Below are 16,619 nucleotides of genomic sequence, written 5' to 3'. Positions count from 1 at the left end.
ATAACCCATATATAAGTGAATACTATTGCAATTCGAGACAACAAACGCTAACCTTGCGCCATTCTGACTAAATACGGATATTTAGTGAATAACTATGCCAAGGACATCGGCGGACAACACCAAAATATTTAGAGACTTCAGATGCCAAATAATACCCAAGCTAACCAGCTTGAAAAAAGAAATAGCACCTTTTGGATTTTTTTCATTCCCTCTCTTTTAGGCCTATTTCTATTTATGGCTCCTATCAGTTATGAAGGTGACATTACTATTCCTGTGGCGATACTCGCTAAGGGCTTAATCGCCTTACTCGATGAATACTTGATTCCAATCGTCACCATTATTATTTCATTTATGGCCGTCGCGTCGCTACTTTATAGAGTCGTCAAACCCTCATTTATTAAGAACAATTTATTTTTTGACCGCCTATTTAACCCCTCTCTACTATGGCTTATCGTTCGAGTTATTGGTGGTTTTGCGGTCATCATGACCTATTACCATCTAGGTCCGAAAGCGATATGGGAAGAGAATACAGGTGGCTTGGTACTAGAAGGCCTACTACCAACGCTTTTTTCAGTCTTCATTTTTGCTGGATTATTATTGCCGCTTTTATTGAACTTTGGACTGCTAGAACTTGTGGGTACCTTACTCAGTAAGGTGATGCGACCGATATTCAACTTGCCGGGTAGAAGTGCAATAGACTGTATTGCTTCTTGGTTAGGTGATGGCAGCGTTGGTATCTTGTTGACCAGTAAGCAATACGACAACAAATTTTATACTCAAAGAGAAGCCGCGGTTGTCGGCACCACCTTCTCTGCCGTCTCTATCACGTTTAGCCTCGTCGTATTGGCTCAGGTTAAATTGGAAGCGTATTTTCTACCATTTTACGGCTCGATCTGCCTTGCAGGTATTGTTGCAGCGATTATCATTCCACGTTTACCACCATTAAGCCGCAAAAAAGATATCTTTGTCGACGGTTCGGCTCCAGACAAAGATATCGACCTCGTACCAGATAATCACAACGCTTTATCCTGGGGCTTAAAGCTTGCGTTAAACAAAGCATCTCAAGTTACCAGCGTAAAGAAAGTCGTCAATGATGGTCTAGAGAATGCGATTGATATGGTTTTTGGCGTACTGCCCGTCGTTATGGGGCTTGGTACCGTCGCACTTATCGTTGCTGAATATACCTCTGTGTTCTCTATTTTGGGTACGCCGTTTGTTCCCTATTTAGAGTTGCTTGGAATACCAGAGGCTGCGGCGGCATCGGAAACGATGATGGTAGGCTTTGCAGATATGTTCCTACCTGCAATCATTATATCTTCGGTAGATAGTGAAATTACCCGATTCGTTATTGCCGCGATGTCAGTTACTCAGCTTATTTACATGTCAGAAGTGGGCGCATTGCTTTTAGGTAGCCGTATTCCGGTTAACTTTATCGAACTTTTCATCATATTTATATTGAGAACACTCATCACCTTGCCGGTTATCGCAGGTGTTGCACATTTGGTATTTTAAAGTGAACTCGTTTCTTAGAATCGATTCGATTATTGAAACAATATAGTCACTAATAATGATGTTAACTAACCCCGCTTTTTCGGGGTTAGTTGTTGATTATAAAAACTATTCACATTATATTAGTCGCAATTCCAATTATAAATAATTCACATGAAAAAGAATGGTTTTACTCTCATCGAATTGGTGATAGTCATTGTTGTTTTAGGTATTCTCGCGGTGACAGCCGCTCCTCGTTTCCTAAACCTACAGCAAGATTCTAGAATTAGCGCCTTAAACGGTGTTAAAGCGAGCATGCAGTCTGTTAACAATATCGTTTTTGCCAAATCTCAGCTCGGCTATGTGAAAAGTCGAGATGGAGCGTCATTGGCTCGTCATACCTATATTGACCTCAATAAGAACAACATCCAAGACGATGACGAATGGGACCTTATTTGGAACTACATTGATAACACGGATATTGGTAAAGCGATTTTGCTGGATGGTGATTTAGTGACCGAAGAAGAAGGTGCTTACTATCTTTATGTCGGATTCGATACGGATAGCACCGGAACACCGAAGTCGGGAAACTGTTGGATAAAGTACACCCAAGCCATTGACGAAGGTGGTTCCCCTGAATATGAATTAGAAACTACTGGCTGTTAATCTTCATATCAAAAACGAAACAACCAAAAAAGGAAGCCAATGCGCTTCCTTTTTTACTTATAAACTATTAATCAGAATCAGCCTAAGAGCGCTTCTTCCTAAAAATAGCCATACCCAACATAACCAATGAAGACCAAAGCGGTACGCTACCACCACCGCCGCCACCAGAGCCTAAAACATCTGAGACAGCATCTGGTAATCGCCCATTTAGCCGATAGTATTCTCGATCACTTTCACTCGTCGTATAGGTTGCTGCAACCAACCCATTTTTGACATTAGTTATCCAACCTGAATAATCCGTTACTTCCGTAAACACCGACGTTGCAGTTACTGTCGCAAGCCCACAACCAGCAAGTGGCCCATAACTTGTGATGCCTACTTGTTTGCCATTCCAATACAAAGGGCCACCAGAATCACCTTGGCAAGTCGAATTTCGTAAACCACTTCCAACATCAATGTCACCTGACATACATAGCTGGGATTCAGATGCACCACCTACTTTGTATTCAGTACATGAACTGTTTGCGAGATATGTCAATGTCGCCTCTTGTAATAAGGTCGTGTTGTCTTCACCTGTTTTCGTATTACCATGGCCGACGGCAACAAATGTTTCGTTAACACCATCCGCTCTGTATAGATTTTGATCGCTAGCAAACTGCGTATATGAACTTATATTTACGGCTGATTCCAGTTCCAAAATGGCTATATCATTCAAGAAAACTTGATCACGGTCGTAATCTTCATGAATGTAGAATTTAGAAACATAATATTTAGTTGCATTGGATGCATCGTCTTCATCATCTAAATTAGGTATTGCCACCGTAAAAAGGAGGTCCACTTCGGATATATTGTCGGCATTTTGGTCGACACAATGTGCAGCCGTCAAAACATGAGTAGCATCGATAAACGTTCCGCCACAATAGCCATAATTGCCGTACTCATTATAATAAAGACGAGCATAAGAAGGATAAGTAGAGGTAGAGGTATCTGTACCGTTGACAATATAGGCGTCAACTTCTAGTGCGCTGAGAGATAACGAGAACAGTGCGGTGGATATCCCTAGCGTCAGCTTTGTTAACATATTAGCTACCTTTTTAGCGTGTATATAATTAAATAGTAGTCTTTTTGGACCATTTAAGGAATACAATTAATTGGTTAGAATCGTCATATTTTGTCTTTAAATAATCGATAAAAGTATCAATTTACTCAGCGCAGACGTCTCCATCTACAAGAGGTAGTGTTCGCCAAGTTAGCTAAAGCAGAGTTAGCACTAATGTCGTAAAGAAGAGATGAAAATAGCGAACTTTCCAATAAAGAAAGCTCGCTATGTATAATTGAGAAGTTAAGTGTAAGCGTTAAAACAGAAAATATTTATTAACCTCGATAATACCTTTGCGGTACAAACGGCATTTTTTCCACTGTCATAGCCAGTTTTTTACCTCGAACTTCAGCAAAAACTTCAGTTCCTAAAACGGAAAACGCCTTCGTAACATACCCCATTGAAACCGGCTTCCCTGCATTGGGCCCTGCCGTCCCGCTCGTCACTACGCCAATTTCATTATCCTGCGCATCAAACAGTTTGCAGCCTTCACGTACCGGTGCTTTAGTTTGCCCAACTAATCCTACGCGCTTACGTTGAACGTCTTTGGTTTCGATCTGCGTGAGTATAATATCCGCCCCTGGGAAACCACCCGCTCTTTCGCCGTCACGGCGACGGTTCTTACTAATACCCCAAAGCAAACTTGCTTCTACTGGTGTGGTTGTCGTATCCAAGTCGTGCCCATACAGACACAATCCACACTCTAAGCGCAATGAATCACGAGCCCCCAACCCGATCCATTCTACATCATCAGCCGCTGTAAGCTTACGAGCAAACTCATCAGCCTTATCGGCTGGAACGGAGATTTCATAGCCATCTTCACCGGTATAACCAGAACGACTTACATAACATTCAGCGCCATCGATATCGATAACCAGTGCGTCCATGAATACCATGTCAGCAACCGCAGGTTGGAGAGCAGACAATATCTCAACCGCTTTTGGGCCTTGAAGTGCCAGCAGAGCTCGGTCTTCAATTATTTCTAACTCGACACCGTCAAGTAGGTTTGCTTGCAGGTGCGCAATATCTTGTTCTTTGCATGCGGCGTTTACAACCACGAAGATATGGTCACCAAAATTGGTCACCATTAAGTCATCGAGAATGCCGCCTTGTTCATTGGTAAAAAAAGCATAGCGCTGTTTGCCAGCAGGAAGACCAATAATGTCGACAGGAACAAGCGCTTCCAATGTTTTGGCTGCGTTACTACCTTTTAAACGAAGTTGCCCCATATGAGAAACATCGAAAAGACCGGCTGCATCTCTAGTGTGAAGATGTTCCTTTTTTACACCAAGCGGATACTGAACTGGCATATCGTATCCGGCAAAGGGAACCATCTTAGCACCCGCTTCTATGTGCAGTGCGTGTAAAGGGGTTTTATGTAATTCGGTCATCACTTTCTCCATAAAGATTTGGACTATTGAAACAGCGCTGTTTCCAATAATAAACATTGTTTACTATGCAGTGCATTAATAACAGATTGTTTTAAATTGTTCACCTATTTATTAACAAAAATGGTACAAAAATGATGACAGGCAGCCAAGACGATTATGGCTATTTTGCCGTCACCCAAAGGATCAAAGCGTCCTCATCGCTGACAGACGTCAACATATGTCCCATGTTAGCATCGTAATAAGCACTATCACCTTCTTTGAGGTTAATAGGTTCGTAATACTCAGTATAGAGAGTGACTTCACCTTCTAAAATTAGCAGGAACTCTTCTCCATCATGCTTGACCCAGTCAGCAAAATCTTCAATTCTACGGGTGCGAATACGGCTTTTAAACGGCATCATTTTCTTATGCATTAATTGAGTAGCTAAAAGTTCATGTTCATAAGTTGGTGTCGGATGAGGTTTACCCTGCCCTTGCATAGTAAGGTCTCTACGCCCTGTCGCCATTGTGGTTTTTGGCGGTTCAAAAAGTTGAGGCATATCTATTTTCAATCCAGAAGCGAGTTTTTGCATTGCTTGGAAGGTCGGAGATATCTGTTCATTTTCTATCTTTGAAAGCGTAGAGCGAGCCAAGCCTGTTCTTTGGCTTGCCTCTTCTAATGTTATCCCTAAATTCGATCGTATATCTTTAATCTTCTGTCCCAATTTCAAAGGTTCAATGCTTTCACTAACCCCGTCTTTTTCTAACTTAATCGAAGGATATTCGTCTAGGTTTTCAATAGGCATTCGTGATCCATCCATTATCGTTATGCTTTATCTTATTGTTACATGAAGCCTAATAATAAGGAAACAGCAACATTTTCACTTCAATTTGTCAAACCATACGAAATTATGTTTCCTATTGGAAATTTTTTATTGATTATTGAAAAAACAATGGTTATGTTACCAACATGTCAATGGCATCGGCCCTCGAATGCAATCGGTTGCGGAAACGACGACTGATCATTAATAAACGACAATAAATACATAAGAGTTCACCCAAGCGGATTAAGCGTTTTAAAAATGAAATCTTCATCTTCTTGTGCATATTCTACGCTTATACTGAGAACATGCTTAAGTTAGCTCTTCTTAGCGACATTTGCTTAAACGGTTTTTGCTGCAAGCGAATGACGTTATAAACGTAACCAGTTTTTCAATTATTGATATTAACAGTTTGGAGACAATAAGATGGACAACACCCTGAAATTTACAGAAAGCCATGAGTGGATAAAAGACAATGGTGACGGTACTGTAACTATCGGTATTTCAGAGCACGCACAAGAGATGTTAGGCGATGTCGTATTTGTAGACCTCCCTGAAGTTGAAAGCGAGATTGAAGCAGGCGAGAGTTTCTCTTTGGTTGAGTCTGTCAAGGCCGCTTCTGATATATATTCACCTATCACAGGTGAGATTGTTGAAGTTAACGAAGAACTCGACGACAGCCCAGAACTTATCAATGAAGAACCTTATGAAGGTGGCTGGATTGCTAAGATTAAGATGTCTGACCCTTCTGAGTTAGATGACTTAACCAACGCAGAAGAATACTTAAGCAGTATTGAAGAAGATTAATTTGGAAAAATAAGAAAAAGCTGCTCTAACTGGGCAGCTTTTTAACAAGGTACAAAGGAAATGACTGAACTACTTCAACATCTAAGCACACAAAACGAATTTGTTTCTCGCCATAACGGTCCAAACAAAACCGATCAACAAAAAATGCTGAAAACCGTAAGGGCGCAAAGCCTTGAACAATTAATTGATCAGACAGTTCCAGCAGCCATTCGATTGGAGAAGCCTCTTTCACTGGATGCGCCGATGAGCGAATCTGATATGTTGGTCAAGCTTAAAAAAATAGCCGAACTCAATCAGATCAAACGCACCTTTATCGGCCAAGGTTACTACAATACCTTTGTACCCAATGTTATTTTACGAAATGTGCTTGAAAATCCAGGTTGGTATACCGCTTATACCCCTTATCAGCCTGAAATTTCACAGGGTCGTTTAGAGTCACTATTAAATTACCAACAAATGGTGATGGACCTAACAGGTATGGAAATCGCCAACGCGTCACTGCTTGATGAAGCGACCGCCGCAGGCGAAGCGATGACTCTTTGTAAACGTGCAGGCAAAAGCAAAAGTAAGGTATTCTTTGTTGCAGACAATGTTCATCCGCAAACCATTGAAGTGGTCAAAACCCGTGCTACCTTTATCGGCTTTGATGTTGTCGTCGGCTCTGTAGATTCTTTAGCTGAACAAGACGTGTTTGGAGCCTTGCTTCAATACCCTTCTACTTCCGGTGATGTCACAGACTTAACCGACGTTATTGCCGCTGCTCAAGCCAACAAAACGCTCGTAACCGTTGCCACTGATCTTCTTGCTTCAACGCTTATTAAACCTGCCGGTGAAATGGGCGCAGATGTTGTCATTGGTAGTGCACAACGTTTCGGTGTGCCAATGGGTTACGGAGGGCCACACGCCGCATTTATGGCAACAAGAGACAAACACAAACGTACCATGCCTGGTCGAGTTATTGGCGTCTCTATTGACTCAATGGGTAATAAAGCGCTTCGCATGGCAATGCAGACTCGTGAGCAACATATTCGTCGCGAAAAAGCGACATCGAATATCTGTACGGCACAAGCACTACTTGCCAACATGGCGTCATTTTATGCCGTATTCCATGGTAGCGAAGGGCTTAAAACGATTGCGCGTCGAACCCACCATATGAGCGCAATTTTGGCATCTGGGTTAACCCAATCTGGTTATGAATTAAGCAATAACCACTATTTTGATACGATAACTATCGAAACAGGCGATGCCACTGACGCACTGTATACCAAGGCACTTCAAGCGGGCATCAACCTACGCAAGTTAAATGGTAAAATAGGGGTCAGCTTTGATGAAACCACAACAACGCAAGACATTGCTGATTTATTTGCCATTTTTGATGTTAAAGAAGATATCGATGCATTGTCGACGGCCATTGCGCGCAATGAGTTTTCGGCTATTCCTGAATCCTGCCGCCGTGAAACTCGTTACTTAACACACCCAGTATTTAATACGCACCATAGTGAAACACAAATGATGCGTTACCTAAAACAGCTAGAGAATAAAGACTTCTCGCTTACTCACGGTATGATTCCGCTTGGTAGCTGTACGATGAAACTGAATGCGGTTGCAGAAATGCTTCCCGTCACTTGGCCTGAGTTTGGTTCGCTGCATCCATTTGCACCTAAAGAGCAAACCAAAGGGTACGGTAAACTTGCAACATCTCTGAAAGAGATGTTGTGTGAAATTACCGGCTATGACGAGTTCTCTCTACAACCAAACTCTGGTGCTTCTGGCGAATATACTGGTTTGATCGCCATTCAACGCTACCACCAAAGCCGCGGTGATGAGCACAGGAACGTTTGTCTTATCCCTAGTTCGGCCCACGGTACGAACCCGGCAACCGCTTCAATGGTTTCCATGAAGGTGGTGGTAGTTAAATGCGATGAAGCTGGCAATATCGACATCACAGACCTCGCTGATAAGATAGAAAAGCACCGCGATAATCTATCGAGCATTATGATTACCTATCCTTCTACCCATGGCGTATATGAAGAACAAGTGCAACTCGTATGTGAAATGGTTCACGAGGCAGGTGGTCAGGTTTATCTCGATGGCGCGAATATGAACGCGCAAGTCGGCTTAACGACACCTGGTTTCATCGGCTCTGATGTCTCTCACTTGAATCTACACAAAACCTTCTGTATTCCTCACGGGGGCGGTGGTCCGGGCATGGGGCCTATCGGTGTGAAATCTCACCTAGCACCTTTCCTTCCGGGTCATATTGAAGGTGGCTTAGAGGGTAAGGACTTCGCGGTTTCTGCAGCCGATTTGGGTAGTGCGTCTATCCTGCCTATCTCTTGGGCTTATATTGCGATGATGGGTGAACAAGGCCTAACAGAAGCAACCAAGGTCGCCATCTTAAATGCCAACTATGTGATGGAACGTTTGACGCCTCATTATCCTATTCTTTATCGCGGTACCAACGGTCGTGTCGCGCACGAATGTATTATCGACATTCGTCCACTTAAAGAAGAAACGGGCATCAGCGAAGAAGACATTGCTAAGCGTTTAATGGATTACGGATTCCACGCACCAACGATGTCTTTCCCGGTAGCTGGCACACTGATGATTGAGCCAACCGAATCGGAAGATTTGCAAGAGTTGGATCGTTTCTGCGAGGCAATGATCGCGATTCGTCACGAAATGAACAGTGTGAAAAATGGTGAATGGCCACTAGAGAATAACCCATTGGTTAATGCGCCACACACACAAGTAGATCTTTCTGCTGAAGAGTGGGACAGACCATATTCACGTGAATTAGCATGTTTCCCATCGAAACAGACGAAATTGTCAAAATACTGGCCAACAGTAAATCGCGTTGATAACGTGTATGGCGATAGAAACCTTATCTGTTCTTGCCCTAGTATTTCGGAGTATGAAGAGTAGAATTTTTAGTTGATCACAGATAACTAAGTTGGAAACTGTGATAACCGAGTTGGAAACCGATAACTAAATTGGAAACTAACTTGAATTAAAAAGGCGAACCGTTTGGTTCGCCTTTCTCATTCTAAACCTCATTGACCTATCCTCAAGATGACTTAAATTTTTTGTTTCTGGTTCGTAGTACTCGGTTTGTTTTTATAAACCTAACAGATTGTAAATACCGTATGGGCTAGATCAAGAAACTAACCTCGGTTTCTGTAAAAAGTTAACTGGATTCAAGCCATATAATAAGGCTCTTCATAAATCCCCCTCCAAAGAAACGCCGACTCTCAGAAATCAAACATTATCAATAGCCTATCAAATATGAGACTGATATAATATTGCAAATCTTCTAGTGTTGTATAAAACAAACTCAGTTTTTAAGAATCAACTAATTAGGCTATTAAATAGCATATTTTTTCATGTAATTAGTGAATCCGTTACTATTTATTACCAGGTAGCTAGAACAAACTATATTCAAGGAAGTGGTGTTGGTCGATCAAAGTGTAAATGCAGGTGTTACTGCACAGCAGGGCTTTGCCTTACAGCGGAATATGGCTCTTTTCTTAATACTGGACAACTACGATAGTAAATTTGATGGCTCAAAGTACTTTCTATCTCTAGAGCATTTAGAAGATATATTATTCTGTCATCTAGACGATCACGGCCAGGCTGTCAAAGTAGAAACATATCAATCGAAAAAGAAGTCCGTTGGCAATTGGTCTATTGATACTGAACTTGCCGAGATAATAGTAAAAATACTTAAGGTAGGGAAAACGCTAATAGCAGACCCCCACCCTAAGTGCAGCAACTATAGTCACGACCTTTACTTTTCTTCGAACTCTAGTATGAAATTAACGACGAAAGTAAAATGTGGCGCTGATGGAAAGCAGACAACCAAAACCTATAGCCAAATCGTAAGTGAAGCAGACTCAGAAGTAATCTACTCAGAGTTAGATCCTATAATACAAAATGCTCTTACCACAAAACTTACAACGCATAACTCATACAACAGTGAAAATTTGTATGAAGAACTAAACAATTTAAAATTCTTGTACATCGACTTCAATCGAACAAATAAAGAACAAGAAAATCAGTTAAGAACCAAACTCGAAGATATCTTTGATAGGAAAATAAGTGACTCTAAGGCTGCACTGGATTCGATCTTTAGGCTGTTCAAAGATGTTGAATTAACATACAACCAGAAGAGTATGGCTAGGCTGTCAGATAAATCAAAACAAGTACACAGTCAAGATATCAACAATGCCATCGAAATCATAACCACCAAATCAAAAGCATTCCAGTTTTGGCGAGACCATAGTAGAGACATTAGTCGAAAACTAGGAGTTAAACCATTTGAGCGAGACTCATTTGAAATGAAGTTCAGCCTAGCATTTGACCTATTTAAGAGTAAAGATGAAGCAGAACATCAGAAGATCCTGGGATTTGTGAAATCTAATTATCGTAAATGTAGTGGATTCAATGAAGATGACTGTATAGAAGAACTAGTAGATTTGTTCAATCAAAAGCATAGCTCCAACTTGGACGAGCAAACTTTAAAGGCCACCATGTATGCAGCTTACTTTGAATCTATTAATAAAATGGACGATTAAAAATGGGAATTTCCGTAGAATATAACAAATTCTTTGCATATAGCAGCAAAGCAGAAAAATATTTCGATTCTACCTTCTCTAAGGGAATTAATATTGTTCATGGTAAGAATACGTCTGGTAAAAGCACATTTATTCAGGCATTGCACTATACCTTTGGAATCAATGATGAAAAAAGGAAACTTGCCGACTTGCTGACAGAGAACGTGATTTTTAGACTAGATCTAACTATTCATAACCCTGTGCCTACCAATGTTTCAATAGTTCGAGATGATGAGATCGTTTCTATTAAAGTTGGGGAACAACCACCAATTAAGTTCATAGGTATTGGCGGTAATAATTCGCGAGAACATGTTAAGCTGAAAGTGTTTTTGTCTGAGCTATTGGGCTTTACCCTACAATTGGAGTATGACAATGAATATAAACCAGCATCGCTAGAAGCGATGTTTTTGCCTTACTACATAGCACAAGACGTTGGCTGGGTATATCGCCATAAATCATTCCGAGGCTTGGACTTTGTTAAGAACTTTAAGAACGATTTTTTTGACTACTTTCTAGGTATTACAAATAATTACGACCGCCTTGAAAAAACTCGCCTCGATCGAGAAAAGAAAGAGCTAGAAGCTGAATCTAGGCTTCTTCACAAGATCGAGCAAAACAACAAGAAGTTCAAATTAGCTAAAATGAAGGATGAAGCATTTACAGCTAAAACTAACGAATACATTGAGCCATATAAAGAGAATAAATCTGAGCTGATTAGGCTAGAAAAAGAATACTTGTCCATATGCAACAAGATTACACTATTAGAGGAAAGTAGAAAAACTCTGCTTAGGGTTAGGCGTAACCTGAAGACAAATATTCTGGCTGCTGAAAAGTGCCCTACGTGCTCGCACACACTATCTCATTCAATAGAAGATACTTATAATTTCCTCCAAGATAAGAATGATACTGAAGCGCAAATAAAAGAGTTAAACAAGAACATTAAAGCACTCAAAGATTCTCAAGGAAAATTGAACGCAATAATCAATGACATTGACGAGAAACGCCAGGTTGTTGAACAGGATTATTATGAACTCTTAGAGTATAAGGTTGACGATGTAACCTTAGACTCATGGTTAAAAAATAAAGTCAACGTAGAGGTATCAGGAGAGCTTAATAGTAAGCTTGGTGAAATAACATCAAGAATACTGTCTATTGAAGGAGAACTTAGCAAATTCAAAACCGATGAAGCCGTTAAGAAAGAAAGAAGAAATGCAAGTTATTCATTCAAATCTACTTTTGAAAAGTATGCATCTGAATTGCACGTGAAACCTTTCGAAGACGATAGGTTCTACTTACTCTATGATATACCTGCATTTCCAAGACAAGGCGTTGAATTGTTGAAGACTCTTCTGGCTTACAATTTCACCTTTGTAGAGACGATCAAAAAAACTGAGTATGTACATGTGTTGCCGTTCGTACTTGATGCCATATTTGAAGGTGATTTCGAGGATGAAAGCAAGGATGAAATTCTTCATTTTATCAACAGTCATACGCCATCAGATCAACAGTTCATTTTTTCAATAGCCGACTCAAAAAGTAATGCACATTCTGCTAAGTCATACAACATGAAACATTTTGGGGGTAACGCGAACTTGATTTGTATCGGAGAGAATACTAAGCAAAGATCATTTCTAGCGAAATACCAAGGGGAATGCGACCAGTATATCAATGAAACTATGGATATTTTAAGTTGAGATACTTAGCTTAATCACCAAACTCATCAAGCGCGAGCCTACTGCTCGCGCTGCTCTAGTTAGATACCCAGTATCTCCACCAAATTCAGATGCAATTAGTATCAATTACACCATAAACAGTGTGCTCTTTATCATATTCTTGCCTGTAGCCCATGCCATAGAGGTATTGCTGACAAGTAAAAAGGTGAACTCCTATGATAAAGAAAGTTCTTATATGATTCTTTAGCTTCAAAAGAAATCATAACCACCAGAGAGTTATTCGCAGCAACGATAGCTGACCTCAGCCAAAACGTCTCATTACACTCTAAAGGGGCCAGCGCATCAGCCCCTTCAAAGATGACGAGTGTTTTTCGTCTACAACGCTCCAACACCTGCAATAACTCTTGGTTTTCTTCAGCGGCCAAGGCCACGCGCGGAGATTCATATCGTGAAAAGTCTAAGGTATAAACCCTTATACCCTGCTTAGCTGCCAGTTCTCGACATCTATCGAGATAATCATGAGGGGTTGTTTCTTTAATGAGTGAACAGATTGATAGCTCCAATAACCAAGCCATTTCAATGAAGCGTTCTGGTGTAACCATCCAACTACTCCTAAATTATATTGGAACCATAATACCAATGTAGACCTCCCCATAGAAAGTAACAACGAGAAACAGTAACCACACTAAATATTTATTCCAGAATAGGATTCTTCCATGACAAATACACATCAATTATTTGATCGCGATCATAAAATCAATTAATAACCCTTAAGGCGTTGATATATATAAACACTCTCAACTCCATTTATTTAGGTTATATTATTATCACGAATTCAGCTTATTTTATAAGTTATAATATATGATTCCCAACCAATTGATTTGGAATCAAAAAATCACTAAATATACTAAATATACTAAAAACAAGAAACCACCCAAATTATTATAACCAATAAAAATCGTTTAAAAACAGCATCTAACAAACAAAAAATCATTGGACAATAATTTGACCCACTGCTATTAATAATTACATCTCAGAGTTAGGTTATATTATGAAAAGAGTTAAGCAGCCTGAAATCACAGAGCGCGAATTAAATAAAATAGAGCGACATCAGAAATCCATTAGCTCCGATGGATACAAGCCATATATTACTGTTAGACAGTCGAATAGTGTCGGTTTGTGTAATATTATATTCAGTCATAAGCTAAATCGTAACGTTCATTTATTGAGTCAAGGGGAGTTGTCTTTATTTCTGCATTTAGAGCATCAAAAGAATGTCATTGAAATATACGAACAATACCCTCTACCGATCAACCAAACACTGCGCTGTGCAGAAGAATTAAATATATATCATCCATCGAGGTATAAAGAGAGAGACCACCAGACTAAAGTTATTCCAGCAAACACTATGACAACCGACATGTTAGCAATCACACGTGATATAAATTCAAATACAGATAAAATTCAACCATATAACTATAAGCCATCGAAAGCACTAAGCACCAAACACGAGTCTGCTCAAAAAGTAAGTCGTACACGTCAGAAATTCCAAATAGAGCGACTTTACTGGGAGAAACAAGGTTTAACCTTAGTGCAAATGACTGAACAAGATCTAAACCCAAATAAGACATATAACCTGAAATGGTTAAGGGAATGTTTTTTAAGCCCACTACACCTTGAAGTTCCCCAAGCGTTGTACACATCAATGGTACTGACACTGATTAGAAGCTTAAAAGACAAGCCTACCGACACTCTAAAGACCCAATTAACGTTCGTTGCCGAAACACACAACATAACTTTAGACCAAATGTTTAGGTTGTTTCAGTACGCCTGCTATAACGATGATCTTCCTGTCGACCTAAATACAAAAATTGAGCTGTACCGCCCTTTAGCAATGAATGAGACATTATGTAATGCGTATTAATCAACGTATCGTCTCGACTACAGACCAAATCGACTACTTGATAGTTGATGTCTGCCACGAACAGAAGTTAATTGCAGTTACCGATCTTAAGAAAAAAATACCCCTTCGTCCATTCACGCTTGGCCTAGAGATGCTAACGACACAACTTAGAAAAAAAGCTTGGCAATTGGAAGAAAGTGCTCACTCACTGCTGTTGTATTCTAGTGACAATGAACTCATAACAAAGTCAAGAAGTCGGGTTAAATGGCTCAAAAAGAGAGACGAAGCTTTCGATGTTATTTCTCCTCTAGTTTTGGATCCCCAAAAAAAATATCAGTATTTATTTGGTGATAGTAGAGGGATGCTTGAAGAGTTAATACATAAATCAGATCGTGAACGTAAATACGTATCACAAAAACTCAACCGTTACTGGTTTTTTGGTTCACATAAAAATGCACTACTGCCTCTCTGGAGACACTGCGGAAGCAATCAAACTCTTCCTGTTAAACCAGATATAGACGTAAAGGGGAATATTAAATTGAATAACAAGTCTGGCCCTAAAACTAAGTATGGAAACCCATACCGAGGTATAACCGAGCAAGACCTCAAAGCAATAGAAAAGTTTTCAAAAAAGATCCCTTCGGGTTCTAAAGTTAGATTGAGCTACTTGTATGAAGAGTTTTGCCGAGAATACCTCTACCCAACGGTTAAACCTAAGCTTGAAGGCTCAGCACCTCTGACAATAGGACTTCCAAGAAATCATTTGATATCACCAGAAAGTTTCAAATATCACTTAAAGAAAGCTGTTGGGCCTCTTGTATTTATACGAAAAGAAGTTGGCGAAATCAGCTTTAAGAAAGACAAATCAGGTAAACCTGGACTTGCAAGACAAGATCTACGTGGGCCAACAGATAGATACGAAATAGACGCGACGATGGTCGATGAATATATTCTGTTTCCATATGACAAGGAGCAGCTATTATCTTGTGGTCGCCCCATTGTTTACTTAGTAGCTGACACTTGGTCTGGGATGATAGTTGGCGTTCATGCGTCTTTCAGCGGCCCCAACTGGAGTGGTGCTAGCCAAGCTCTTTTTAACGCACTAACAGATAAAGTCGAGTTTTGTAAGCAGTATGGCATTGAAATCCAGGAAGAAGACTGGCCTTGTCACCACGCTTGTAATCAACTCGTGATGGATCGGGGCTCTGAGTATACCGACAAAAATATCGAAGCAATCATGAAAGGGAAAATTGGTATTAATCTCGCGGGTTTCACGGCATTCCACAGAGGCGACATGAAAGGAACCGTGGAGCAAGCATTTCGAATTTACCAAAATACAGCCGTGAATTTTGTTGCTGGGCAAGTATTTAAAACCCCAATGAAGGAATCTCAACATGCTTCACGCACGGTCGCTATGAGTTTCGACGATTTCATGAAACGCCTAATTAAAACAATAATGTACACGAACAACAACCGTGCGCGAGTGAATAACCACAACTTCGAAATGTCACGAGATGATATAGGCTTCACGCCGAGAGAGCTGTACACCTATGGACTTAGGGAAATGGTTATTCCTCCTGCTACCGTACCTGTTAATAAATTAAGGTTTGCTCTGTTACCACCAGGAAAAGCAACTATCCGTCCTCAAGGTGTGTATTTCCAAGGACTATATTACAGTTCAAACGAAATAGTGAGCAGGCAATGGCTTGATCTTGCAAAAAATGAGGGAAGAATAAAGATAGAAGTTCGTTATGACGACAACTCTACAAACTACATTTGGTGGCAAGACGAAGCCGATGGCGAAATACTTCAACTTGAATTGACTGATCGTTCAGAAGCCTACAGAAATCAAATTCGAGCAAACGCACTACACCAGCTTGAGTTAACTAAACACAAGTTAAGTCACCATAAGGAAAAGGAACATTCAGAGAAAATTGATTTACTGAATGAACTTAATGAAATAGATAAACAAACTCTGGCTAAAACCAAACACAGAAAGAAATCTCATGCAAAAAACATCCAACCTGGAATCAAAATTCGTAATCAAATCGTCGGAGATGTAGAGAAACAACAACGGTCAGAAGACATCAACAACATCTTAGGAGATACACCATCTCAAAAGCCCCGCAATAAGCAACAAAACTTAGACGAACCAGATCCTTTCGAGAGTGAAGAATAAT

General features: G+C 40.3%; 12 protein-coding genes. 8 read left to right on the top strand and 4 right to left on the bottom strand.

Translation table 11 applies throughout. The features are described 5' to 3' along the window. The first annotated feature begins 141 nt into the window (after positions 1 to 141). Complete coding sequence (locus IUZ65_RS22485; RefSeq protein ID WP_195706232.1) at positions 142 to 1,512, top strand: YjiH family protein; 1,371 nt, start codon at positions 142 to 144, stop codon at positions 1,510 to 1,512. A 150-nt stretch (positions 1,513 to 1,662) separates the two neighbouring features. Continuing rightward, a complete protein-coding gene (locus IUZ65_RS23460; RefSeq protein ID WP_195706231.1) occupies positions 1,663 to 2,154 on the top strand; it encodes a pilus assembly FimT family protein in 492 nt (163 codons plus the stop codon). Positions 2,155 to 2,236: 82 nt separating this feature from the next. Here IUZ65_RS23460 and IUZ65_RS22475 read toward each other — a convergent pair whose 3' ends face one another. The 3 genes from IUZ65_RS22475 to IUZ65_RS22465 form a co-directional block, all read right to left on the bottom strand. Next, entirely contained in the window at positions 2,237 to 3,235 is a 999-nt protein-coding gene (locus IUZ65_RS22475; protein WP_195706230.1) for a S1 family peptidase, read from the bottom strand. A 293-nt stretch (positions 3,236 to 3,528) separates the two neighbouring features. Beyond that, complete coding sequence (gene gcvT / locus IUZ65_RS22470) at positions 3,529 to 4,656, bottom strand: glycine cleavage system aminomethyltransferase GcvT (RefSeq protein ID WP_195706491.1); 1,128 nt, start codon at positions 4,654 to 4,656, stop codon at positions 3,529 to 3,531. Positions 4,657 to 4,804: 148 nt separating this feature from the next. Then, positions 4,805 to 5,428: a helix-turn-helix domain-containing protein gene (locus tag IUZ65_RS22465; RefSeq protein WP_195706229.1), complete on the bottom strand. Its 624-nt coding sequence runs from the start codon at positions 5,426 to 5,428 to the stop codon at positions 4,805 to 4,807. A gap of 441 nt (positions 5,429 to 5,869) precedes the next feature. Here IUZ65_RS22465 and gcvH point away from each other — a divergent pair, with 441 nt between their 5' ends. From gcvH to IUZ65_RS22445, 4 genes are all read left to right on the top strand, one after another. Beyond that, positions 5,870 to 6,250: a glycine cleavage system protein GcvH gene (gcvH, locus tag IUZ65_RS22460; protein WP_195706228.1), complete on the top strand. Its 381-nt coding sequence runs from the start codon at positions 5,870 to 5,872 to the stop codon at positions 6,248 to 6,250. 60 nt (positions 6,251 to 6,310) lie between these two features. Continuing rightward, positions 6,311 to 9,175: an aminomethyl-transferring glycine dehydrogenase gene (gene gcvP / locus IUZ65_RS22455; protein WP_195706227.1), complete on the top strand. Its 2,865-nt coding sequence runs from the start codon at positions 6,311 to 6,313 to the stop codon at positions 9,173 to 9,175. A 527-nt stretch (positions 9,176 to 9,702) separates the two neighbouring features. Further along, entirely contained in the window at positions 9,703 to 10,824 is a 1,122-nt protein-coding gene (locus tag IUZ65_RS22450; RefSeq protein ID WP_195706226.1) for a dsDNA nuclease domain-containing protein, read from the top strand. A 2-nt stretch (positions 10,825 to 10,826) separates the two neighbouring features. Then, complete coding sequence (locus tag IUZ65_RS22445; protein ID WP_195706225.1) at positions 10,827 to 12,557, top strand: ATP-binding protein; 1,731 nt, start codon at positions 10,827 to 10,829, stop codon at positions 12,555 to 12,557. A 131-nt stretch (positions 12,558 to 12,688) separates the two neighbouring features. On the opposite strand, the gene IUZ65_RS22440 is transcribed toward IUZ65_RS22445, so the two are convergent. Further along, positions 12,689 to 13,138, bottom strand: a complete 450-nt coding sequence (locus IUZ65_RS22440) for a hypothetical protein (protein WP_229638286.1) — start codon at positions 13,136 to 13,138, stop codon at positions 12,689 to 12,691. A gap of 449 nt (positions 13,139 to 13,587) precedes the next feature. On the opposite strand from IUZ65_RS22440, the gene IUZ65_RS22435 reads away from it, so the two are divergent. After that, positions 13,588 to 14,460: a TnsA endonuclease N-terminal domain-containing protein gene (locus IUZ65_RS22435; RefSeq protein WP_195706224.1), complete on the top strand. Its 873-nt coding sequence runs from the start codon at positions 13,588 to 13,590 to the stop codon at positions 14,458 to 14,460. Continuing rightward, positions 14,450 to 16,618, top strand: coding sequence for a Mu transposase C-terminal domain-containing protein (locus IUZ65_RS22430; RefSeq protein ID WP_195706223.1), 2,169 nt, complete (start codon positions 14,450 to 14,452; stop codon positions 16,616 to 16,618). Before IUZ65_RS22435 ends, IUZ65_RS22430 begins: the two co-directional genes overlap by 11 nt. The last annotated feature ends 1 nt before the right edge of the window (position 16,619 follow it).

Source organism: Vibrio sp. VB16, from assembly GCF_015594925.2.
GTDB lineage: Bacteria > Pseudomonadota > Gammaproteobacteria > Enterobacterales > Vibrionaceae > Vibrio.
The sequence above is the reverse complement of the archived record's forward strand: the minus strand, read 5'-3'. Positions and strand labels throughout refer to the sequence as shown.

Bases quoted from the DNA above. Each gene is read 5' to 3' on its own strand.
- IUZ65_RS22485 (WP_195706232.1), top strand. From the start codon at position 142: ATGCCAAATAATACCCAAGCTAACCAGCTTGAAAAAAGAAATAGCACC.
- IUZ65_RS23460 (WP_195706231.1), top strand. From the start codon at position 1,663: ATGAAAAAGAATGGTTTTACTCTCATCGAATTGGTGATAGTCATTGTT.
- IUZ65_RS22475 (WP_195706230.1), bottom strand. From the start codon at position 3,235: ATGTTAACAAAGCTGACGCTAGGGATATCCACCGCACTGTTCTCGTTA.
- gcvT (WP_195706491.1), bottom strand. From the start codon at position 4,656: ATGGAGAAAGTGATGACCGAATTACATAAAACCCCTTTACACGCACTG.
- IUZ65_RS22465 (WP_195706229.1), bottom strand. From the start codon at position 5,428: ATGCCTATTGAAAACCTAGACGAATATCCTTCGATTAAGTTAGAAAAA.
- gcvH (WP_195706228.1), top strand. From the start codon at position 5,870: ATGGACAACACCCTGAAATTTACAGAAAGCCATGAGTGGATAAAAGAC.
- gcvP (WP_195706227.1), top strand. From the start codon at position 6,311: ATGACTGAACTACTTCAACATCTAAGCACACAAAACGAATTTGTTTCT.
- IUZ65_RS22445 (WP_195706225.1), top strand. From the start codon at position 10,827: ATGGGAATTTCCGTAGAATATAACAAATTCTTTGCATATAGCAGCAAA.
- IUZ65_RS22440 (WP_229638286.1), bottom strand. From the start codon at position 13,138: ATGGTTACACCAGAACGCTTCATTGAAATGGCTTGGTTATTGGAGCTA.
- IUZ65_RS22435 (WP_195706224.1), top strand. From the start codon at position 13,588: ATGAAAAGAGTTAAGCAGCCTGAAATCACAGAGCGCGAATTAAATAAA.
- IUZ65_RS22430 (WP_195706223.1), top strand. From the start codon at position 14,450: ATGCGTATTAATCAACGTATCGTCTCGACTACAGACCAAATCGACTAC.